Annotated in this window: 11 protein-coding genes, 6 rRNA genes and 1 pseudogene; 1 reads left to right on the top strand and 17 read right to left on the bottom strand. The window is 56.2% G+C overall.

Annotated features, from left to right (window positions below):
- Positions 1 to 368: 368 nt before the first annotated feature.
- From OZX74_RS00595 to OZX74_RS00515, 17 genes and pseudogenes are all read right to left on the bottom strand, one after another.
- Positions 369 to 890, bottom strand: a pseudogene (locus OZX74_RS00595) (ABC transporter permease); the annotation flags it as partial.
- Positions 891 to 1,151: 261 nt separating this feature from the next.
- Positions 1,152 to 2,660: an FtsX-like permease family protein gene (locus OZX74_RS00590; protein ID WP_277156674.1), complete on the bottom strand. Its 1,509-nt coding sequence runs from the start codon at positions 2,658 to 2,660 to the stop codon at positions 1,152 to 1,154.
- 16 nt (positions 2,661 to 2,676) lie between these two features.
- The gene (locus OZX74_RS00585; protein WP_277156673.1) at positions 2,677 to 3,951 is read right to left on the bottom strand and encodes a Fe-S-containing protein; all 1,275 of its coding nucleotides are present in this window, start codon (positions 3,949 to 3,951) and stop codon (positions 2,677 to 2,679) included.
- Between the two features lie 476 nt (positions 3,952 to 4,427).
- On the bottom strand, positions 4,428 to 5,075 hold the full coding sequence (locus OZX74_RS00580) for an iron transporter (protein ID WP_277156672.1): 648 nt from the start codon (positions 5,073 to 5,075) through the stop codon (positions 4,428 to 4,430).
- A gap of 210 nt (positions 5,076 to 5,285) precedes the next feature.
- Positions 5,286 to 5,414 carry a hypothetical protein gene (locus tag OZX74_RS00575; RefSeq protein WP_277156671.1) on the bottom strand — a complete coding sequence of 43 codons (129 nt, stop codon included), beginning with the start codon at positions 5,412 to 5,414 and terminating at the stop codon, positions 5,286 to 5,288.
- Complete coding sequence (locus OZX74_RS00570) at positions 5,411 to 7,057, bottom strand: FTR1 family protein (protein WP_277156670.1); 1,647 nt, start codon at positions 7,055 to 7,057, stop codon at positions 5,411 to 5,413. The genes OZX74_RS00575 and OZX74_RS00570 overlap by 4 nt, the downstream gene beginning before the upstream one ends.
- Before the next feature lie 127 nt (positions 7,058 to 7,184).
- A complete protein-coding gene (locus tag OZX74_RS00565) occupies positions 7,185 to 7,544 on the bottom strand; it encodes a hypothetical protein (protein WP_277156669.1) in 360 nt (119 codons plus the stop codon).
- Between the two features lie 551 nt (positions 7,545 to 8,095).
- Positions 8,096 to 8,212 (bottom strand): 5S ribosomal RNA (gene rrf / locus OZX74_RS00560).
- A gap of 161 nt (positions 8,213 to 8,373) precedes the next feature.
- Positions 8,374 to 11,442 (bottom strand): 23S ribosomal RNA (locus tag OZX74_RS00555).
- 422 nt (positions 11,443 to 11,864) lie between these two features.
- Positions 11,865 to 13,387 (bottom strand): 16S ribosomal RNA (locus OZX74_RS00550).
- The 16S, 23S and 5S rRNA genes sit together here, the layout of an rRNA operon.
- Before the next feature lie 778 nt (positions 13,388 to 14,165).
- A complete protein-coding gene (locus OZX74_RS00545) occupies positions 14,166 to 14,429 on the bottom strand; it encodes a Txe/YoeB family addiction module toxin (protein ID WP_277156668.1) in 264 nt (87 codons plus the stop codon).
- A complete protein-coding gene (locus OZX74_RS00540) occupies positions 14,426 to 14,689 on the bottom strand; it encodes a type II toxin-antitoxin system Phd/YefM family antitoxin (RefSeq protein ID WP_277156667.1) in 264 nt (87 codons plus the stop codon). Before OZX74_RS00540 ends, OZX74_RS00545 begins: the two co-directional genes overlap by 4 nt.
- Positions 14,690 to 14,889: 200 nt before the next feature.
- The gene (locus tag OZX74_RS00535) at positions 14,890 to 15,336 is read right to left on the bottom strand and encodes a GNAT family N-acetyltransferase (RefSeq protein ID WP_277156666.1); all 447 of its coding nucleotides are present in this window, start codon (positions 15,334 to 15,336) and stop codon (positions 14,890 to 14,892) included.
- A gap of 214 nt (positions 15,337 to 15,550) precedes the next feature.
- Positions 15,551 to 15,859, bottom strand: coding sequence for a GNAT family N-acetyltransferase (locus tag OZX74_RS00530; RefSeq protein ID WP_277156665.1), 309 nt, complete (start codon positions 15,857 to 15,859; stop codon positions 15,551 to 15,553).
- A gap of 299 nt (positions 15,860 to 16,158) precedes the next feature.
- Positions 16,159 to 16,275: ribosomal RNA gene (rrf, locus tag OZX74_RS00525) — 5S ribosomal RNA — on the bottom strand.
- A gap of 161 nt (positions 16,276 to 16,436) precedes the next feature.
- A 23S ribosomal RNA gene (locus OZX74_RS00520) occupies positions 16,437 to 19,505 on the bottom strand.
- Between the two features lie 423 nt (positions 19,506 to 19,928).
- A 16S ribosomal RNA gene (locus tag OZX74_RS00515) occupies positions 19,929 to 21,449 on the bottom strand.
- 327 nt (positions 21,450 to 21,776) lie between these two features.
- Here OZX74_RS00515 and OZX74_RS00510 point away from each other — a divergent pair.
- A complete protein-coding gene (locus OZX74_RS00510; protein WP_277156664.1) occupies positions 21,777 to 22,391 on the top strand; it encodes a hypothetical protein in 615 nt (204 codons plus the stop codon).
- Positions 22,392 to 22,671: the final 280 nt, after the last annotated feature.

Genomic DNA, 22,671 nt, shown 5'->3' with positions numbered 1-22,671 from the left:
ATACCTTGTGCGCCTGTAGCCGACATATCCATACCCGGCATATCGGGGGTCTTGTCCTCCGCCGATATGCCGTCCAACGCCTTGCCCAGCTTGTCCTTCACCGTCGCGTCGGCCATGCCCTGCCGCACATCATCGGCATGCGACGAATCGGACATATTCATGCCCTTCATGTTTTGCGTGTCATGACCCGACGAATTGCCGTTTGCCGGTGCGGCTGAGCCGGTGCCGGAACCATCAGTGTCACTGCTACCACTGGTCGAGCCGTTCGAACCTGAGCTTCCACTGCCCGAACCAGCGTTGCCGGAACCATTGGAACCATTGGAACCATCAGTTCCGCCAGCCGCGGCGGCCACGTTCTTGCCAGGACTGTACTTGATAGTGATAACCGAACCAATCTTGGCGTCGAGTTTCGTCGCCGCGTCGCGTCCGAGCATCACCCCGCCGTTCGATGGCCATTTACCTTCCACACTCCAGTGATGGTTCAGCGCCTTCACCTCGTGCGGATCGATGCCCGCCACCACAAACGGCAACGAGTTGATACGCGTATTTTCGTATCGGTACGAAGCCGAACGTTCAGAACCAACACTTTTAACCGCCGTATCCAGCGCTTCGACGGATTTCCGGTCAAAGCCGGAATCCGCCACATTGTCACCGTTAGCGCTTTCAACGGCCTTTCCGCCGACGGTCCGCTGGGTCGGGGTCACAATGAGATTGGCACCGTAAGCACGCATCTCCTCGTTCATCTGCTGCGGCACCGCCACACAGATCGCCGCGAGACAGAAAAGCGTCGCCGCCCCCACCAGAGACGCGACCACAGCCATCAAAGCCCGCGAGCGCCGCCGGAACACCGCGCTCAAGAGCATACGGAAAAACATACGACGATTCGTCATCGGCCGCCCATCGGAGACACCGACGGCGTTTGCGGCGGTGCTTGCTCTGCCTTCAGCAGGCGGGGCGACGCGCCTGTCAACGCTGCTACCGACACCTGAATCATGCTGGTCACGTTTCACATCACTCATGCCGTCCTCCTTTCATTCCCGTCATTCCCGTCATTTCCGCCATTTCCTGCGATAAAGCCATATAGCGCACAGCGCACCCGCATATTCCGACGTTGGCATTGATACTTGCGCGTGCGCTCACACCCATTGCAATCAGCGACCATGCAGCACCTCCGCCGGACGCAGGTGCAGAATCGAACGGATCGAGGAGAACGAGGCAATCAGAATGGTCACGGTCAACAGCACGAATACCAGCACGAATACCATGGGTCGCATCGCCACCCCCGAGCCGAAAACGACATGCCCGATCACTTGTGCGAGCAACGAACCGAGCCCTGCACCGACCAATCCGCCAATCAGTGAAATGACGGCCGTCTCGGTGAGCATCAGCCTTGAAACCGCACCATCCGTCGCGCCGATGGCTTTCAAGAGCGCCAGTTCCGAACCGCGCTCACCGATTGAAGACGCCATGAGATTGGCCACGGCGATGGCCGCCGCGATGAGGCTCAACGCGGTCATCAGTATCATCACGGCCTGCGTCTTGTGCAGCACGTCGCCCTGCAGCGCCGCCACCTGCCGCACCTGCTTGGCAACGGCTCCCGGCATGACCTCCTCGATCTGATAGGCGATTGAAGACGGATAGGCCGTGCAATACCAGGTCTCCCACTCCTCCTGGCTCAGCGCCGCCGGATCTTTCTCAGCCTTGCGAGCCAACGCGTTCTCGGGAGTGGTGAGCGCCTTGACCTCGATTTTGTCGATGGCATCCGGCAAATCGGAGAGCCTCTGAGCTGACCACGAGGGAATGTACAGACCGCTCGAATCATTGTCGCCCGAATCGAAAATCCCGACAACCCGCACACGCTGGCTGCGATGCTGTCCGTCGGCCGCGACCTTGGAAACCGTAACGGTCTGTCCGACTTTGGTATGGGTAACACCGGCCAGTTCCTTGCCCATCATCCCCTGAACGACACCGTTGGCATTCTCGGAATGAGATTTGTTTCCCTTGTTTTGCGTATTTGGGGAATCGGCAGTAACGGTTTGCTTTCCGCTATTGTCATCCATGTCCGTATTCGTATTCATGTCGTTTTCGGATTGCCCGGACACTTGGCCACTACCAGTCTTACCGGCATCAGCCGCCGCAACGACCTTGCCGGTTCCCGCAACTCCGGCTCCGTCCTTGGCCCAGGCCCCGTCGATCTTCCACCACGAGCGCATGCCCCTGACCCCGGCGACCACGCTTTCACCGGTTGCCAGCGGCACTTTCTTGGAAAACCACGTCCCCGTCACCGGCACATTGCGCCCGTCGATCGTGGCGTTCACGTTGAGTTCCGGCGCAAAATCGGTGATATTGAACGCCCAGAACGTCGTCTTGATGCTGGGCACGTCCGATTCCTTGAGGAACGAGGTCGGGTCCGCGGTTTCGGCACCATTACCCGCGTCGGCAGTATTGTACAAGTCCGACACCACCGCGTCGGCCTTGGGACGCACCACAATATTCGAGCCGTACGTCGACAGTTCGGCATTGAGTTTGTCGCCCACATCGAAGACGACACCGAGCATCGCCACGCAGATTGTGGCCGACAGGCATACGGTCACCGCAATCAGCAACCGCCGCTTGAGCTGCCGTGAAAACGAGCGAAACACCATTCGTAACAGGAACATTGTTAGCCTCTATTCCTCATTCCTTGAAATGCGACGACAACGCGTCGAGGTCGGAGGTGTGTATGGTGATCTTGCCGTGCGATGCCTCGAACGGGAACGGAATCGGGTTGCATCCGCCCTTGAAGCCGATGGTCGCCACGTTCATCTCCACTTCGCAGCGCTTGCAGATGATCTTGCCGTCTTTTTCGTAATAGCCCGCGTCGCCGCAGGTCAGGCAGGCGTCAAGGCCGACGCCGTAGGAGCCGCCGTTCTTCTTGATGATGATGAAACGCATCACCGTGCCGTCCTTGGCCTTGTACTGGAAGCGGTGCAAATGGCCATCATCCACCTTGTTGAAGGCGATGGTGGCGATGCCGTTATGCTGTGAATACCCTTCCGGCGGCGAAAGCGAAGGCTGTTCGTGGACTTTGGCGACACCGGCCGTCAGCGCGACCGTCACCACAATCATGGCGATCAGGCTCCATACTCCTGCGGCTTTGGCACGACGCCGGAACGCTTTGTGTTCGCGGACCACGGCATCATTGGCACCGGCCAACGGCGTGCGGAACCCGGCAACGATGGAGGCAATGACGGGAATAATAAATACCAATACCGAAGCGATGACCAGTTTCATATCATTGTTCGCCGCAACGATCAGCGCGCTGAACGCCGTCCCGTCGAATTCGACGAACATCATCGACATCAGCAGCGAGCAGAGCTGTGTCAGGTGGCGAATCAGCAAAACCAGCAGCATCAGCATCGAAGCCACCAGGAAACCGCCGCGCACGGCGGTCGTGCGCATGGTGCGGAAAATGGCCGCCACCACAACGGCTGCGGCAATACCCAAGGCGAAGCCAAGCGCGCGCAGCAGCATCTTGGAAGTGAACGGAGATTCGCCGGTCTCCACAAAACTGGTCAGCTGCATGAAGACGTCCTGCGAGGCGAAGAACGTAGTCAGTGCGATGCCGATCGCGCAGACCGCGTTAGCCACATGGAGTCGAACCGGATGCTTGTGCCAGTCGCGCACAAGCCGTTTCGAACAGGCCATAATCGCCAGAATGAGTACGTCACACACCACACAGCCAATGAGTACCGGCAGATTGACCCCGGAGCGCCGATCGACGATGACCAGCACGCGCAACACCGTAAAGATCAACGCCGCCACAATCCCGACGAGCAGCCCATAAAGTCGCCACTGCCGGCTGACGGGCCTATCGCGTCCCTCGCCCACACCGAGCAGCACGCTCAGCGTCATCACGAGCAGCGCCGGCGCCACCATCCCCGGCAGCGCCCCCACAAATTCCTCGAGCATTTCTCGAATCCTTATCCTTGCCAATCATCACAACTCGGCAGTTTGCAACTCATCATTAAGAGATCAATGATGCGGTTCATACCAGTTGCTTTACAATATGGCGAACATTTACCTCGGAATAAGTTGAATTCCCTGAGTGGTGGAGGAAGGGGACATGCTTGCTGAGGAGTAAAGCTTGGCCTACCGGCCTTGAGGGTTCCGAAGCAAGTATGTCCCCTTCCTCCACCGCGTCAATCATTCCAAAAGATTTTATGCATCCATCGTCTAAAGCATGGCTACCATCGCAGTCAGAAGAAGACATTTGCTAATGAAGCTTGGCCTAAGCAAAATCAGAGATTTTGCCTTCGCGCTCGATACATCGCGCTCACCTCGCCTACAGACAGCCCACAGGGCTATCTGCTTAACGGTTCAGCCCGGAGCGTGTTGAACACAATACATATCGCCCCACCACGTCAGTTAGTTATCTGCAGAAGCAGTCACCATTGATGCACGACGTAGTTCCAGTCGAAGCTCGCCACGATCGGCTTGGTCCAGAAGCGCCCTTTGACGCCGGTATCCGGGTCGACGTGCAGCGTCCAGCCGTTGGTTTCGGGGCTGTAGATGGTGTAGGTGAGCTTGTACTGCCCGGCCTTGTCGAGCTTGATGTTCGCGCCGTAGTGCGGCCCGTCGTCGGCGTTCATCTCCATGAACGTGCCGTCCTGCTTGTTGTTCGGGTCGTTCTTGTCCTGGATCTGGTACTTGACGGTGAGCTTCGGGATGAAGTCGCCGGTGCCGTAGCCCAGGTTGTTGTCCTTCAACGCGTGGATGTCGGCCTCGAGGTGCAGGTTCGACTCGGCCGCGGAAAGTCCCATCCCCTGCGGGTACATATCGACCGGCTGGAAGTAGACAGTCGCGATGTTGAGCGGGAAGATCTGCTGGTCGTGTCCGATCGGAATCTCCTCGAACTTCGCACCGTTGCTGTTGGCCTTCTGCTGGGCGCTCTGCGAGGATGACGAGCTGGCCTTGCCCTTGTCGCCCGATCCGGAAGCGGAACCCGAGCCGTTCGACCCACACGCGGCCAACGAGAACGCGAGCGCCCCGGCGACCACAGCGGTCAGCAGGCCGGTGAGTTTGCTTTTCTTCATTGTTTTCTCCTGTTAATTTTGGAATATTTATTATTACGTTTCATTTGATTTGGCATCAGCAATTTTGAAACAAGTTCGGAATAGATTCAGCAGAGGCTTGAAACACAGACACCAAGCGAAACCAGAAGTCCTGCAATGCGGACTTCATCTACGATCCGTTTATCAACCTTGCCGTCAAACACGTTTCCCAAATCGCTATTTTGGAAATTTCTATGCAGGTGTTTCCATTGAACCAGCGGTTTCCGTCATATTCGCCGCTTTCCCATGGCGCTCGGCGGCTTCGGAAATCACGGACCACATGGCACCTGCTAAGTGAGGAATGGCCTTTTCTCTATTCATTTCACCATCGCCTCCTTGCAATCAGAAGGTTGAGCAGCCTTTACCACCTTTTCGCGGTGCTTGCGAATACCGAAAACGACGAACAACCCGATAATCACCACGGCGGCAATAATCTGCGCGACGATGGTTTCGGTATACGGATAGAGCCCGAGCCATTCGTTGGTCGGCATACTTGCCAGATACGTTCCGTTGACGGCATCTCCTTCAATGAGCGAGTGCACGCCGCCGCCTGCGAACGTAACGGCCAAGACGGCCAACAACACCGACGTAATCAGGAAGAACGGATGCAACGGAATATGGACGGAAGTGAAGCGAATCAGTACAAAGACGATAATCAGCACGACCGCAGCAGCCAAGCCGCCGATCCACATGCCGCGTGAATCCTTCGTCATCGAATAGACGCTCTGATAGAACATCACCGTCTCGGCGCCCTCGCGGAAGACCGCCAGGAAGCTCAGCATGGCCAGTGATACCACCCCGGCGAACGTCAGTGAATCAGCCGCCGCGACATTCGAAATCGCCTTCTTCGTTTTGCTGCCGATATAAGACTTCCACGCCTCGGTATCGGATTTCGAAAGCATCCAGTTGCTGGTGTAGATGAGCATGAGCATCGCGATCAGCGCGACCACGCCCTCCATGATCTCCTGCTGCGGCCCGTTGCCGTTGAAGAACACCGCGAAGAGCACCGCCATCAGCCCCGAACCGATGAGCCCGACAACGACGCCGAGATAGATCCAACGCACCAGTTTCTTGTTGCCACTTTTAAGCATGTAGGCGATAATGGCCGCGACCACGAGCAGTGCTTCAAGCCCCTCGCGTACCAGGATCAGGAATGATTGGCCGATGGAGCTGGTGGCAAATTTCGTGGCGCCGTTGACTTGGGCCTCGGCTCCGCCGTCGAGTTTTTTAGCATCGACAACGAGATTGGCTTTGAGCTCATCAGCCTGCTTCTTGATACCTGCGGGCGCGTCCCCTCGTATCATGGCCTTGCGCAGTTCCTTGAAGCAGCTTTCCATATAGGAGACGCGCGAGCCGGAAATCGCGTTCATCACGTTTTTCTCGAACCCGAGCTTTTCGTAGTACTGGTAATAGGCGACGTTCACCTTGTCGGAACCTTTTTCGCCGTCACCGGCTTTGGCTGCGGCCACACCCTGATCGATGACCTTGCCCATCTGTCCGGCAACCTCAAGCCAGGTGCGGTTCCCTTTGCCATAGAATTTGGTCTTCTTGTTCTTCTGCAGCACTTTGCGCTGCGCCTTGACCGTCTGCTCAATCCGAGCCGCGTACGCCTTGGGCTTGGCGAGATTCGGGCTGGCGTCGAGTTGAGCGGCAGCCGTATTAAGTTCGTTGGAAAGCGCGGCAATCTGCGAGCCAAGATCGGCACCATGCCCATCGCCATACGTCAGTTGCTGTACGGACTGGAACTGGCTCATCTCGTCCTGCTGGCGATCAGCACCAAGCGTTTCCTGCACAGCCCTGCCGAAATTGGAAGCAGTGTATTTGGTGGAAACCGCGCTCATCTGCGAGGCAGCCGTAGCCTTATCCCCGGAAGCGTAAGTGCTGCCAACCTGTGTAAGCCCCTTACCAAGCTCTTTGGCCACCCCGCTCCAGGTGTCATCTTCCGCCGTAACGCTATCCGCCACAGGCCGCACTGAATGTCCCTGATTTTCGACATTTATCTGAGCGAGCGACGCGTCAGGACCCATAACTGACCCACTAAATTGCGACCACTTCTCGACCGTATTCGTATCATTGGCCGCAACTGCCATATCAGCCACAGGTCGGACTCGCGAAACGGATTTTCCTATGCTTAAACGATCCTGTAATGCGCGCATCATTTCGCAAAATATCAGCAACGACCACTGAATGAGAGGGGCGCGATTGATTCTGATTCGATGCTCTTTCATTGAAGTACGCACGTTCTTCAGTTGTTTGATTACTTCGTACTAGCTGACTTGCTTCGACTAAGCTATCTGAATCATAAGAAGCATCCGAGCTTACAGAATTTGAGGCTTTGTTATCCGCTGCAATTGCAGAATTCTGTGGCACCAATAGCGATGCGATCACCGCCATTACCGCCAGCAATGGCAACAGTGCCACAAACTTGGTCAGTCCCGCCTTCACACGCATTGCCGCTCCGCTTCACTCTGTTCTGCGACAGTGTTGTGCCGCAATGACTACAGAGTAAAGGAAAACCACAAAGAAAAAAAGACTTGTTTTTTAAATTTTTTTATGGTAACGACTTCTAAATTTCGACGTTTAGAGCTATATCTTTTTTAAACCCAGCTTGTTTTTGTTGTGGGGCGGGCGTCCCGATGGGTCCGGGCGTGCGGGGCCCTGATAAAGCTCCGTAGGCCCGTTGAACAGTCCTTCCAACTCACCTTTCCAAACGTTTACGTCCCCGCCTTCGTCATCGAGGGATCCTTGATAGGAATTGTAGAAGAATGACACCTGATCAGGTTGGGGTCCTTCCACCGTTGAATACACCACCCCGCGAGGTATCGGTCCCTCATAAGTGGCGGTAGGGCACAACATCATTGTCCGTGTCATTTACAGCTCTTGTTTTCCGGAATCCCGTGTGCGGCTGTGGCGGTTTCCGGGGGTACGGGAGCGGCTCCGGGTACGCGAAGAACCCCGTGGGAGCGATGGGGCTCGACCACGGGGTTCTTCGTTTACGTGTGATGCGGCGGCGGGCTACTCTCCCACACCCTATCGGGTGCAGTACCATCGCCGTGCCAGGCCTTAGCTTCCGGGTTCGGAATGGGACCGGGCGTCTCCCCTGGGCTATGGCCGCCGCAAATCTTATGTTATCACGGTCCCGGGGACCGCGGCATGTGGCGGCTCGGGAACCGGAAAGCGGACGCGTGTCTGATGCATGTGTATCGTAGTGTGACATCGAAATGCTCAATGCCGTCTTCGTCTATCGCAGAAAGATGCCTCACGTCCCCAACATGGTTGGAGTGTGATTGCCTTTCGGCCGTTAGTACCGGTCGGCTCCACCCCTCGCGGGGCTTCCACGTCCGGCCTATCAACCAGGTGTTCTGACCTGGGGCCTACAGAGGCTCGAAGCCTCAAGGAATACTGATCTCGGAGCAGGCTTCCCGCTTAGATGCTTTCAGCGGTTATCCCTTCCGAACGTAGCCAACCGGCCGTGCCGCTGGCGCGACAACCGGCATACCAGAGGTTCGTCCACCCAGGTCCTCTCGTACTATGGGCAGGTCTCCTCAATATTCCAACGAGCGCAGAGGATAGAGACCAAACTGTCTCACGACGTTCTGAACCCAGCTCGCGTGCCGCTTTAATCGGCGAACGGCCGAACCCCCTTGGGACCTGCTACAGCCCCAGGATGCGACGAGCCGACATCGAGGTGCCAAACCATCCCGTCGATATGGACTCTTGGGAATGATCAGCCTGTTATCCCCGGGGTACCTTTTATCCGTTGAGCGATGCCGCGCCCGTGCGCCGGCACCGGATCACTATCTCCGACTTTCGTCCCTGCTCGACCCGTCAGTCTCACAGTCAAGCCCGCTTGTGCGATTGCACTCAACACCCGATTGCCAACCGGGCTGAGCGGACCTTTGAGCGCCTCCGTTATCCTTTGGGAGGCAACCGCCCCAGTTAAACTACCCGCCAGGCACTGTCCCTGACACGGATGACGTGTCGAGGTTAGACATCAAATGGAGACAGAGCGGTATTTCACCTTGCGGCTCCACGATGGCTGGCGCCACCGCTTCGAAGCCTCCCGCCTATGCTACACAGTTTCCACCTAATGACAATACCAAGGTATAGTAAAGGTCCCGGGGTCTTTTCGTCCTTCTGCGCTTAACGAGCATCTTTACTCGTACTGCAATTTCGCCGAGCTCCTGGTCGAGACAGTGGGGAAGTCGTTACGCCATTCGTGCAGGTCGGAACTTACCCGACAAGGAATTTCGCTACCTTAGGATGGTTATAGTTACCACCGCCGTTTACCGGGGCTTGAATTCACCGCTGCCCCCGCACGAAGCGGGATGACGGATCCTCTTAACCTTCCGGCACCGGGCAGGCGTCAGTGCATATACAGCGGCTTGCGCCTTCGCATGCACCTGTGTTTTTGGTAAACAGTCGCTACCCCCTGGTCTGTGCCACCCCCCGAGGCTCCCCGCGCAAGGCGGTTCACCCCAAGGGGTCTCCCTTATACCGAAGGCACGGGAGTGATTTGCCGAGTTCCTTGACCAGGATTCGCTCGATCGCTTTGGTATTCTCTACCTGACCACCTGTGTCGGTTTGCGGTACGGGCGCCGCAGCACCTCGCGCCGAAGCTTTTCTCGGCAACGGAAACCACCGGATTCGGCCCCAACGGGCCCCACCATCGCGCCTCGCCGTATTGTGTCGCGGATTTGCCTACGACACCGGCTGCACGCTTGGCCACGGACTACCACCGCCGCGGCCGGCTCTTCCATTGCGTCACTCCTGCGCTGGCCTACCGGAAGGTCTGTCCCAACCACACCGCATCAGCCACCCCGAAGGGAGGCATCCGCGGAGCGGGAGGTTAGTACCCGACTTTCGGTCTTGACGGTCCTGCGCCGGTACGGGAATATCGACCCGTTCGTCCATTCGACTACGCCTGTCGGCCTCGCCTTAGGACCCGACTCACCCGGGGACGATGAACGTGGCCCCGGAACCCTTGGTCATCCAGCGGACGGGATCCTCACCCGTCTCTCGCTACTCATGTCTGCATTCTCGCTCCCGCACGGTCCACGGCGAGCTTACGCTGCCGCTTCACCCCGTACGGGACGCTCTCCTACCCAGTGCCAAAAGGCACTGCCGCGTCTTCGGTGGCGTGCTTGAGCCCCGCTACATTGTCGGCGCGGAACCACTAGACCAGTGAGCTGTTACGCACTCTTTCAAGGATGGCTGCTTCTGAGCCAACCTCCTGGCTGTCTATGCGACTCCACATCCTTTCCCACTTAGCACGCGCTTCGGGACCTTAGACGACGATCTGGGCTGTTTCCCTTTCGACGACGGAGCTTATCCCCCGCCGACTCACTGCCGCGCTCTACCACACGGGTATTCGGAGTTTGGTTGCCGTCGGTACGCGATACGCGCCCTCAGGCATCCAGTAGCTCTACCCCCCGGTGGAACCACGCGACGCTGCACCTAAATGCATTTCGGAGAGAACCAGCTATCACGGAATTTGATTGGCCTTTCACCCCTAGCCCCAAGTCATCCCCCCAGTTTTCAACCTAGGTGGGTCCGGTCCTCCACGCGGTCTTACCCGCGCTTCAACCTGCTCAGGGCTAGATCATCCCGCTTCGGGTCCAGGACAAGCGACTCAAACGCCTTTTGAGACTCGCCTTCGCTACGGCTCCCCCACGACGGGTTAGCCTCGCCACTTGCCACTGACTCGCAGACTCATTTTTCGATAGGCACGCCGTCACCCCACAAGGAGGCTCCGACGGTTCGTAGGCGCACGGTTTCAGAAACTATTTCATTCCCCTCCCGGGGTGCTTTTCACCTTTCCCTCACGGTACTCGTTCGCTATCGGTCAGACAGTCATATCTAGGCTTACCCCACGGTCGGGGCGGATTCACACGGGATTCCACGAGTCCCGTGCTACTTGGGAACCTGGATCGGAAGGCAGCGCGCGACCGGCTACGGGGCCATCACCCTCTACGGCCGGGAATTCAATCCCGTTCGCCTAGCACGCCGCTTTATGACTTCCGCCGGACGCTCCAGCATCCGGGCACCAGGCCCCACAACACCCGCCGCGCAACGCCTGGAGGCTATCACACGCGGCCGGTTTGGCCTGATCCGCTTTCGCTCGCCACTACTCACGGAATATCCTTTCCTGCAGGTACTGAGATGTTTCACTTCCCTGCGTACCCCCCGCACGAATGCGGTGCCGGCCCATACGGCCGGCGGGTCCCCCATTCGGAAATCCTCGGATCAAAGCCCTGTCGGCGGCTCCCCGAGGCCTATCGCGGCCCCACACGTCCTTCATCGGTACTGTCTGCCAAGGCATCCACCATACGCCCTTACCAGCAACACACACCCACACAAGGAATGCATGCCGCAAGGACCACTGCGAAAAACTCTGGACAACACATCATCACACTAAAATGATCACAAAACGATCGACCAAATCCCCAATTAGAAAATCGGAGACCGGTCTTAAAAATTGCATCTAACAAAGCAAGAATCATATCTTGCTCGCGTCCACTATCCAGTTCTCAAGCCACCACGCACGACCGCATCCGACGACCCATCAAGGGAACGCCACCCGCGGAAGGCATCGAATCGCACCGACCAAAGGTCGGGGTGGCGATCCGGGAGCCCAAAAGCATGCCCGCACCACTCACCAAAAGCAAAGCCGAATGTTTCTGATCTTTTCCACACCAGCAGGACACGGACGGGGAACATCCCCGGCGCGTCCGACACCGGATGCCAAACAGCATCCTGAATTCTCCGTAGAAAGGAGGTGATCCAGCCGCACCTTCCGGTACGGCTACCTTGTTACGACTTAGTCCCAATCACGAGCCTCACCTTAGACGGCTCCGCCCACAAGGGTTCGGACACCGGCTTCGGGTGCTGCCCACTTTCATGACTTGACGGGCGGTGTGTACAAGGCCCGGGAACGCATTCACCGCGGCGTTGCTGATCCGCGATTACTAGCGACTCCGCCTTCATGGAGTCGGGTTGCAGACTCCAATCCGAACTGAGACCGGTTTTAAGGGATCCGCTCCATGTCGCCATGTCGCATCCCGTTGTACCGGCCATTGTAGCATGCGTGAAGCCCTGGACGTAAGGGGCATGATGATCTGACGTCATCCCCACCTTCCTCCGAGTTGACCCCGGCGGTCCCTTGTGAGTTCCCACCATAACGTGCTGGCAACACAAGGCGAGGGTTGCGCTCGTTGCGGGACTTAACCCAACATCTCACGACACGAGCTGACGACGACCATGCACCACCTGTGAACCGGCCCCGAAGGGAAACGACATCTCTGCCGCGATCCGGAACATGTCAAGCCCAGGTAAGGTTCTTCGCGTTGCATCGAATTAATCCGCATGCTCCGCCGCTTGTGCGGGCCCCCGTCAATTTCTTTGAGTTTTAGCCTTGCGGCCGTACTCCCCAGGCGGGATGCTTAACGCGTTAGCTCCGACGCGGAACCCGTGGAATGGGCCCCACATCCAGCATCCACCGTTTACGGCGTGGACTACCAGGGTATCTAATCCTGTTCGCTCCCCACGCTTTCGCTCCTCAGCGTCAGTAACAGCCCAGAGACCTGCCTTCGCCATTGGTGTTCTTCCCGATATCTACACATTCCACCGTTACACCGGGAATTCCAGTCTCCCCTACTGCACTCAAGCCCGCCCGTATCCGGCGCAGACCCATCGTTAAGCGATGGGCTTTCACACCAGACGCGACGAACCGCCTACGAGCTCTTTACGCCCAATAAATCCGGATAACGCTTGCACCCTACGTATTACCGCGGCTGCTGGCACGTAGTTAGCCGGTGCTTATTCGAAGGGTACACTCACTCTCGCTTGCTCCCCAACAAAAGCGGTTTACAACCCGAAGGCCTTCATCCCGCACGCGGCGTCGCTGCATCAGGGTTCCCCCCATTGTGCAATATTCCCCACTGCTGCCTCCCGTAGGAGTCTGGGCCGTATCTCAGTCCCAATGAGGCCGGTCGCCCTCTCAGGCCGGCTACCCGTCAAAGCCTTGGTGGGCCGTTGCCCCGCCAACAAGCTGATAGGACGCGACCCCATCCCATGTCGGTAACCCTTTCCCGCGATCACATGCGATCACGCGGAACACCCGGCATTACCACCCGTTTCCAGGAGCTATTCCGGAACATGGGGCAGGTTGGTCACGCATTACTCTCCCGTTCGCCACTCTCACCGGAGTGCAAGCACTCCGGATCCCGTTCGACTTGCATGTGTTAAGCACGCCGCCAGCGTTCATCCTGAGCCAGAATCGAACCCTCCACAAAAAAACTTGCAGAAAGCCGTTCAACGACTCTCATAATAATTGACGGAACCATTCCATAAGGGGGAATGGTCCACACTAAAAACCCCGACACGAATTAAGCCCCCTAGGACACCCCGAAAACGAGGCACGCGCCGGACTGGCAATCAAAAAAAGCTTTACATATAAAAAGTAGTACAGACACACTCTTGAGTTCTCAAACCACCACCACACCAACAACTTCAATCAATCTCGAAGATTTGTTGTCGCCGTCAGGCAGCAAGTAGATAACTTACACGAGGTGTCTCACTTACGCAAGTCGCATTCGAACAAAAGGTCAATATTCGGTGAAATTTCAACGTTTCTTCGGCGTGTGAAATTACGGGTATTAATCATTTTAAGACTGTTTGCTGTGTATAGAATTCTGAAAAATAACCAGAAAATATGTCGGTCCATTTTCATTACTGGCGTGTCATCCTTGGCAAGGGCGCGGAACGGCCATAGTCCTTTATGGGTATAGCAAGCCACAATCAACATCAACAAAGTTTTGATATCCGTAGCCTTGGCATCTAAGCTAGTGACCATCAAAACCGATAATGGACATTATGTTCGCTAGGTTTTCAGAATTTCTAACCGAGGCTCTTTAATCATTAGCTTCGCTACTCAAACAACGACAAAACAAATCTACTTCATTGCAGAAATCGGAAATATTTTTATAGACAGTAGTCCTGTTTCGAACGCATAGACCTCTCGACTACTGCAAATTTAAAGCCATAGGCTTATTGAAACTTCCCTTATACACTTTATTCGTAATGGCTCCAAGCAGCATAAATCGTCACCGTCTTGGTCCGATCATCAACATCATAGACCACACGATGCTGGCTGTTGATCCTACGCGAATACAAACCTCTACTGGCAGGCTGAAGCTTTTCAAATGATTGGGTCGGCTGGTAGGGGTCGGATTTCAGATCCGCCACCACCTGCATGAACGATTGCTGGAGATGTGAACGCTTGAGTTTTTTGAGATCGGTTTTGGCGGAATTTTTGATCGCTACTCGGTAGGTCACAGCATATCCCAATCGATATCGTCGATATCCGTGGTTCCAGAGTTATCCGCACGTCGATTTTCTGCAGTAGCCAACGTACCAGTGTTTTCCAGATACAGCGTCTCTATCATCGAGTTCCAATCCGCTCGATTGACGACTACAGCCTCCTCATCCTTGTTTCCCCGCGCTGGAGAAATCACCACGGGCTTGCGCTGGACATTAACGTCTTTGAGAATCTGATAGAGGTTTTTCCTGGCCGCTGTTGGTGTATACGTATCCATATTTTCACCTGCAATAAATCTTGTTTCCATTAACGTACGCTATTCGTGTACGCTTAATCATGAGTATAGCATATTTTATTTCACCTATGGAATTTTAAAGCATTACTTTCAATCCAAGGAATTGACAATTGCGATGAGTAATAAAAAATTCAGCTCTGAAGAGGCTAAAGGTCTAAATGGAGTTTAAAAGATTGCCCGGATCAACAGCAGACAGGACGTTCCATCACAATCTCGCCATCGTCTATTGCACCGGTAGGGGAGAACCCTGACTTGCGGTAAACATGCTCCGCCAATGCGTTCCCAGGAACATAGCTCAAACGTAGGCCTACGAACCCATCCGTTCGAGCCCGCTCGGCCAATAATTGAATCACCTGGGAACCGTATCCGTGATTGACATATTCCTCCGGTATCAAAATTCTCCATATATCTCGAATATTTTTCGTCCGATCGTCATGGGTCATAGTGAAACCGACCAGCTTGTCGTCATCGTAGACCGCCAGCGGACGAACGGTATGCTCGTCACGGTAGAGCCAAGCTTCAGCAAGCGAGACACTGTTTGGTGCCACGTATTCCTCGCCCTCGGGCCGGTGCATGTCCAGCACCTGATAGAAGTTCGATTCGTCGATATCACCCAGTCGTACAGTCATAACTCGATGTTATCCGAACATTGAAGAACATTACAACCATAATTCAGGTTGAGAAGACATAAGCGGGATGCAAACTTTGACAGTTAGAAAACCAAAATGAGGACGTGGTTGACTTTAGCCATATTTGAGATATCAGCACATATGCGTCTCGAATCCTGTCCCAGTTAGCACTGTTGAGGCTGCTGAGACTGCCGCAGTCATACGAGAATCTGAATCAAATTCCGGTTTCCGCCTTAAAGCCCACATCCCGATAAGCCTTGATCGCGGCATCGTTGCCATCGGTCACGACTAAAGACACTTCGCCATAGCCCAGCCGTTGCGCAGCGTCGAGTACTTTCTTCAATAGGAATCGGGCATAGCCTCGATTCCGGAATTCCGGCAACATCGCCACATAGACGACCAAGGGTAAGCCTTTGAATTCCGTACAGAGAATCATGGAGGCCAGTTCACCGCCAACGTCCGGCCGGAACGAGCATTCGGAGATAAAGCTCCGTAGGCCCGTTGAACAGTCCTTCCAACTCACCTTTCCAAACGTTTACGTCCCCGCCTTCGTCATCGAGGGATCCTTGATAGGAATTGTAGAAGAATGACACCTGATCAGGTTGGGGTCCTTCCACCGTTGAATACACCACCCCGCGAGGTATCGGTCCCTCATAAGTGGCGGTAGGGCACAACATCATTGTCCGTGTCATTTACAGCTCTTGTTTTCCGGAATCCCGTGTGCGGCTGTGGCGGTTTCCGGGGTACGGGAGCGGCTCCGGGTACGCGAAGAACCCCGTGGGAGCGATGGGGCTCGACCACGGGGTTCTTCGTTTACGTGTGATGCGGCGGCGGGCTACTCTCCCACACCCTATCGGGTGCAGTACCATCGCCGTGCCAGGCCTTAGCTTCCGGGTTCGGAATGGGACCGGGCGTCTCCCCTGGGCTATGGCCGCCGCAAATCTTATGTTATCACGGTCCCGGGGACCGCGGCATGTGGCGGCTCGGGAACCGGAAAGCGGACGCGTGTCTGATGCATGTGTATCGTAGTGTGACATCGAAATGCTCAATGCCGTCTTCGTCTATCGCAGAAAGATGCCTCACGTCCCCAACATGGTTGGAGTGTGATTGCCTTTCGGCCGTTAGTACCGGTCGGCTCCACCCCTCGCGGGGCTTCCACGTCCGGCCTATCAACCAGGTGTTCTGACCTGGGGCCTACAGAGGCTCGAAGCCTCAAGGAATACTGATCTCGGAGCAGGCTTCCCGCTTAGATGCTTTCAGCGGTTATCCCTTCCGAACGTAGCCAACCGGCCGTGCCGCTGGCGCGACAACCGGCATACCAGAGGTTCGTCCACCCAGGTCCTCTCGTACTATGGGCAGGTCTCCTCAATATTCCAACGAGCGCAGAGGATAGAGACCAAACTGTCTCACGACGTTCTGAACCCAGCTCGCGTGCCGCTTTAATCGGCGAACGGCCGAACCCTTGGGACCTGCTACAGCCCCAGGATGCGACGAGCCGACATCGAGGTGCCAAACCATCCCGTCGATATGGACTCTTGGGAATGATCAGCCTGTTATCCCCGGGGTACCTTTTATCCGTTGAGCGATGCCGCGCCCGTGCGCCGGCACCGGATCACTATCTCCGACTTTCGTCCCTGCTCGACCCGTCAGTCTCACAGTCAAGCCCGCTTGTGCGATTGCACTCAACACCCGATTGCCAACCGGGCTGAGCGGACCTTTGAGCGCCTCCGTTATCCTTTGGGAGGCAACCGCCCCAGTTAAACTACCCGCCAGGCACTGTCCCTGACACGGATGACGTGTCGAGGTTAGACATCAAATGGAGACAGAGCGGTATTTCACCTTGCGGCTCCACGATGGCTGGCGCCACCGCTTCGAAGCCTCCCGCCTATGCTACACAGTTTCCACCTAATGACAATACCAAGGTATAGTAAAGGTCCCGGGGTCTTTTCGTCCTTCTGCGCTTAACGAGCATCTTTACTCGTACTGCAATTTCGCCGAGCTCCTGGTCGAGACAGTGGGGAAGTCGTTACGCCATTCGTGCAGGTCGGAACTTACCCGACAAGGAATTTCGCTACCTTAGGATGGTTATAGTTACCACCGCCGTTTACCGGGGCTTGAATTCACCGCTGCCCCCGCACGAAGCGGGATGACGGATCCTCTTAACCTTCCGGCACCGGGCAGGCGTCAGTGCATATACAGCGGCTTGCGCCTTCGCATGCACCTGTGTTTTTGGTAAACAGTCGCTACCCCCTGGTCTGTGCCACCCCCCGAGGCTCCCCGCGCAAGGCGGTTCACCCCAAGGGGTCTCCCTTATACCGAAGGCACGGGAGTGATTTGCCGAGTTCCTTGACCAGGATTCGCTCGATCGCTTTGGTATTCTCTACCTGACCACCTGTGTCGGTTTGCGGTACGGGCGCCGCAGCACCTCGCGCCGAAGCTTTTCTCGGCAACGGAAACCACCGGATTCGGCCCCAACGGGCCCCACCATCGCGCCTCGCCGTATTGTGTCGCGGATTTGCCTACGACACCGGCTGCACGCTTGGCCACGGACTACCACCGCCGCGGCCGGCTCTTCCATTGCGTCACTCCTGCGCTGGCCTACCGGAAGGTCTGTCCCAACCACCACACGTCCGGCACCCCGAAGGGAGCCATGATGATGAGGCGGGAGGTTAGTACCCGACTTTCGGTCTTGACGGTCCTGCGCCGGTACGGGAATATCGACCCGTTCGTCCATTCGACTACGCCTGTCGGCCTCGCCTTAGGACCCGACTCACCCGGGGACGATGAACGTGGCCCCGGAACCCTTGGTCATCCAGCGGACGGGATCCTCACCCGTCTCTCGCTACTCATGTCTGCATTCTCGCTCCCGCACGGTCCACGGCGAGCTTACGCTGCCGCTTCACCCCGTACGGGACGCTCTCCTACCCAGTGCCAAAAGGCACTGCCGCGTCTTCGGTGGCGTGCTTGAGCCCCGCTACATTGTCGGCGCGGAACCACTAGACCAGTGAGCTGTTACGCACTCTTTCAAGGATGGCTGCTTCTGAGCCAACCTCCTGGCTGTCTATGCGACTCCACATCCTTTCCCACTTAGCACGCGCTTCGGGACCTTAGACGACGATCTGGGCTGTTTCCCTTTCGACGACGGAGCTTATCCCCCGCCGACTCACTGCCGCGCTATAGCGCACGGGTATTCGGAGTTTGGTTGCCGTCGGTACGCGATACGCGCCCTCAGGCATCCAGTAGCTCTACCCCCCGGTGAACCACGCGACGCTGCACCTAAATGCATTTCGGAGAGAACCAGCTATCACGGAATTTGATTGGCCTTTCACCCCTAGCCCCAAGTCATCCCCCCCAGTTTTCAACCTAGGTGGGTCCGGTCCTCCACGCGGTCTTACCCGCGCTTCAACCTGCTCAGGGCTAGATCATCCCGCTTCGGGTCCAGGACAAGCGACTCAAACGCCTTTTGAGACTCGCCTTCGCTACGGCTCCCCCACGACGGGTTAGCCTCGCCACTTGCCACTGACTCGCAGACTCATTTTTCGATAGGCACGCCGTCACCCCACAAGGAGGCTCCGACGGTTCGTAGGCGCACGGTTTCAGAAACTATTTCATTCCCCCCCGGGGTGCTTTTCACCTTTCCCTCACGGTACTCGTTCGCTATCGGTCAGACAGTCATATCTAGGCTTACCCCACGGTCGGGGCGGATTCACACGGGATTCCACGAGTCCCGTGCTACTTGGGAACCTGGATCGGAAGGCAGCGCGCGACCGGCTACGGGGCCATCACCCTCTACGGCCGGGAATTCAATCCCGTTCGCCTAGCACGCCGCTTTATGACTTCCGCCGGACGCTCCAGCATCCGGGCACCAGGCCCCACAACACCCGCCGCGCAACGCCTGGAGGCTATCACACGCGGCCGGTTTGGCCTGATCCGCTTTCGCTCGCCACTACTCACGGAATATCCTTTCCTGCAGGTACTGAGATGTTTCACTTCCCTGCGTACCCCCCGCACGAATGCGGTGCCGGCCCATACGGCCGGCGGGTCCCCCCATTCGGAAATCCTCGGATCAAAGCCCTGTCGGCGGCTCCCCGAGGCCTATCGCGGCCCCACACGTCCTTCATCGGTACTGTCTGCCAAGGCATCCACCATACGCCCTTACCAGCAACACACACCCACACAAGGAATGCATGCCGCAAGGACCACTGCGAAAAACTCTGGACAACACATCATCACACTAAAATGATCACAAAACGATCGACCAAATCCCCAATTAGAAAATCGGAGACCGGTCTTAAAAATTGCATCTAACAAAGCAAGAATCATATCTTGCTCGCGTCCACTATCCAGTTCTCAAGCCACCACGCACGACCGCATCCGACGACCCATCAAGGGAACGCCACCCGCGGAAGGCATCGAATCGCACCGACCAAAGGTCGGGGTGGCGATCCGGGAGCCCAAAAGCATGCCCGCACCACTCACCAAAAGCAAAGCCGAATGTTTCCTGATCTTTTCCACACCAGCAGGACACGGACGGGGAACATCCCCGGCGCGTCCGACACCGGATGCCAAACAGCATCCTGAATTCTCCGTAGAAAGGAGGTGATCCAGCCGCACCTTCCGGTACGGCTACCTTGTTACGACTTAGTCCCAATCACGAGCCTCACCTTAGACGGCTCCGCCCACAAGGGTTCGGACACCGGCTTCGGGTGCTGCCCACTTTCATGACTTGACGGGCGGTGTGTACAAGGCCCGGGAACGCATTCACCGCGGCGTTGCTGATCCGCGATTACTAGCGACTCCGCCTTCATGGAGTCGGGTTGCAGACTCCAATCCGAACTGAGACCGGTTTTAAGGGATCCGCTCCATGTCGCCATGTCGCATCCCGTTGTACCGGCCATTGTAGCATGCGTGAAGCCCTGGACGTAAGGGGCATGATGATCTGACGTCATCCCCACCTTCCTCCGAGTTGACCCCGGCGGTCCCTTGTGAGTTCCCACCATAACGTGCTGGCAACACAAGGCGAGGGTTGCGCTCGTTGCGGGACTTAACCCAACATCTCACGACACGAGCTGACGACGACCATGCACCACCTGTGAACCGGCCCCGAAGGGAAACGACATCTCTGCCGCGATCCGGAACATGTCAAGCCCAGGTAAGGTTCTTCGCGTTGCATCGAATTAATCCGCATGCTCCGCCGCTTGTGCGGGCCCCCGTCAATTTCTTTGAGTTTTAGCCTTGCGGCCGTACTCCCCAGGCGGGATGCTTAACGCGTTAGCTCCGACGCGGAACCCGTGGAATGGGCCCCACATCCAGCATCCACCGTTTACGGCGTGGACTACCAGGGTATCTAATCCTGTTCGCTCCCCACGCTTTCGCTCCTCAGCGTCAGTAACAGCCCAGAGACCTGCCTTCGCCATTGGTGTTCTTCCCGATATCTACACATTCCACCGTTACACCGGGAATTCCAGTCTCCCCTACTGCACTCAAGCCCGCCCGTATCCGGCGCAGACCCATCGTTAAGCGATGGGCTTTCACACCAGACGCGACGAACCGCCTACGAGCTCTTTACGCCCAATAAATCCGGATAACGCTTGCACCCTACGTATTACCGCGGCTGCTGGCACGTAGTTAGCCGGTGCTTATTCGAAGGGTACACTCACTCGCTTGCTCCCCAACAAAAGCGGTTTACAACCCGAAGGCCTTCATCCCGCACGCGGCGTCGCTGCATCAGGGTTCCCCCCATTGTGCAATATTCCCCACTGCTGCCTCCCGTAGGAGTCTGGGCCGTATCTCAGTCCCAATGAGGCCGGTCGCCCTCTCAGGCCGGCTACCCGTCAAAGCCTTGGTGGGCCGTTGCCCCGCCAACAAGCTGATAGGACGCGACCCCATCCCATGTCGGTAACCCTTTCCCGCGATCACATGCGATCACGCGGAACACCCGGCATTACCACCCGTTTCCAGGAGCTATTCCGGAACATGGGGCAGGTTGGTCACGCATTACTCTCCCGTTCGCCACTCTCACCGGAGTGCAAGCACTCCGGATCCCGTTCGACTTGCATGTGTTAAGCACGCCGCCAGCGTTCATCCTGAGCCAGAATCGAACCCTCCACAAAAAAACTTGCAGAAAGCCGTTCAACGACTCTCATAATAATTGACGGAACCATTCCATAAGGGGGAATGGTCCACACTAAAAACCCCGACACGAATTAAGCCCCCTAGGACACCCCGAAAACGAGGCACGCGCCGGACTGGCAATCAAAAAAAGCTTTACATATAAAAAGTAGTACAGACACACTCTTGAGTTCTCAAACCACCACCACACCAACAAACAACTTAACTCTTGGAAGAGAAGCTGTCGTGTTGAGCAGCAAGATGTAAATATACGCGACAATCCGATATCGCGCAAGTCGAAGGGCGCAAAAACCTTAAGAACCGTTGCAATGATGCGGTTCTTTCGGCGTGTCACTTCAGGTGTCTCTGCACCTTTACGCGTTATTTTAGACCCTTACTATCAAGAATCAAATCGACTTAATTCCTTTTTACGGCGTGTCAAAACGAAAGTGCCAAAAACAAATAACCACATGTTTTTAAAACCTTTCCTCTCTGTCTTGGATATTGAGATAAGCCAGCTGGCACCGAAACATACTTCCGCTCGATCAGCGATAAACCCACTCACAGCAATTCAGTGTTCCCGTACACCGGATTCGCAATCGATACGGTACCGGTCGATTCACCAGCATCAACTGCCAAGAGCGCCAGCGCTTGCCTTATTGCGCTCCTCCCCGTTTTCAAGACATACATTTTCCGCCCTGCCCCTTGCGATTCATCCTTCATCGGCCATGACTCAGCATGGTTCCGACAAATCATCCCTGGAGAAAGATCTACTTCATAAAGACACCTCATCAAGCGGGGCAACAGGAACTTGGCTCATTGGCGGCAAACGGGTAATCGACGATAGATGGCACGGTTATACTGTCTGCTATGAGCCCCAGAAAACACCGGCACAAACTCCATTTGCCTTGGTGGGCGTATCTGCTGGTGGCATTGCTGCTTGACGTGGAATGGGGAACTACTCTGGCGCTTAGCCACCGATTTGATAAAATTCCCTATGCGATAGCGTCGTTGGTGGGTATGGCTTTAAGCATTGCGTCTTTATATTTCGGCCGGCGAGCGAGCCGGAGAGGAACACTCCAATCATTCGGTTGCCGGTCTTCTATCCATCCTTAATATTTTAGTGGTGGTATTCATTACTATGCACGTTGAAATTCCGACAAGATTTCTCGTCTTCATAGCAGTTGTGGCGCTTCTGATTTTCCTAACGTTATTCTGCTTGCA

It is taken from the genome of Bifidobacterium sp. ESL0798 (assembly GCF_029395415.1).
Classification (GTDB): domain Bacteria; phylum Actinomycetota; class Actinomycetes; order Actinomycetales; family Bifidobacteriaceae; genus Bifidobacterium.
Note: the sequence above shows the minus strand (reverse complement) of the source record. Positions and strands in the feature narration are given on the sequence as shown.

Bases quoted from the DNA above. Each gene is read 5' to 3' on its own strand.
- OZX74_RS00565 (WP_277156669.1), bottom strand. From the start codon at position 7,544: ATGCGTGTGAAGGCGGGACTGACCAAGTTTGTGGCACTGTTGCCATTG.
- OZX74_RS00580 (WP_277156672.1), bottom strand. From the start codon at position 5,075: ATGAAGAAAAGCAAACTCACCGGCCTGCTGACCGCTGTGGTCGCCGGG.
- OZX74_RS00535 (WP_277156666.1), bottom strand. From the start codon at position 15,336: ATGACTGTACGACTGGGTGATATCGACGAATCGAACTTCTATCAGGTG.
- OZX74_RS00510 (WP_277156664.1), top strand. From the start codon at position 21,777: ATGATGCGGTTCTTTCGGCGTGTCACTTCAGGTGTCTCTGCACCTTTA.
- OZX74_RS00590 (WP_277156674.1), bottom strand. From the start codon at position 2,660: ATGTTCCTGTTACGAATGGTGTTTCGCTCGTTTTCACGGCAGCTCAAG.
- OZX74_RS00575 (WP_277156671.1), bottom strand. From the start codon at position 5,414: ATGAATAGAGAAAAGGCCATTCCTCACTTAGCAGGTGCCATGTGGTCC.
- OZX74_RS00540 (WP_277156667.1), bottom strand. From the start codon at position 14,689: ATGGATACGTATACACCAACAGCGGCCAGGAAAAACCTCTATCAGATT.
- OZX74_RS00585 (WP_277156673.1), bottom strand. From the start codon at position 3,951: ATGCTCGAGGAATTTGTGGGGGCGCTGCCGGGGATGGTGGCGCCGGCG.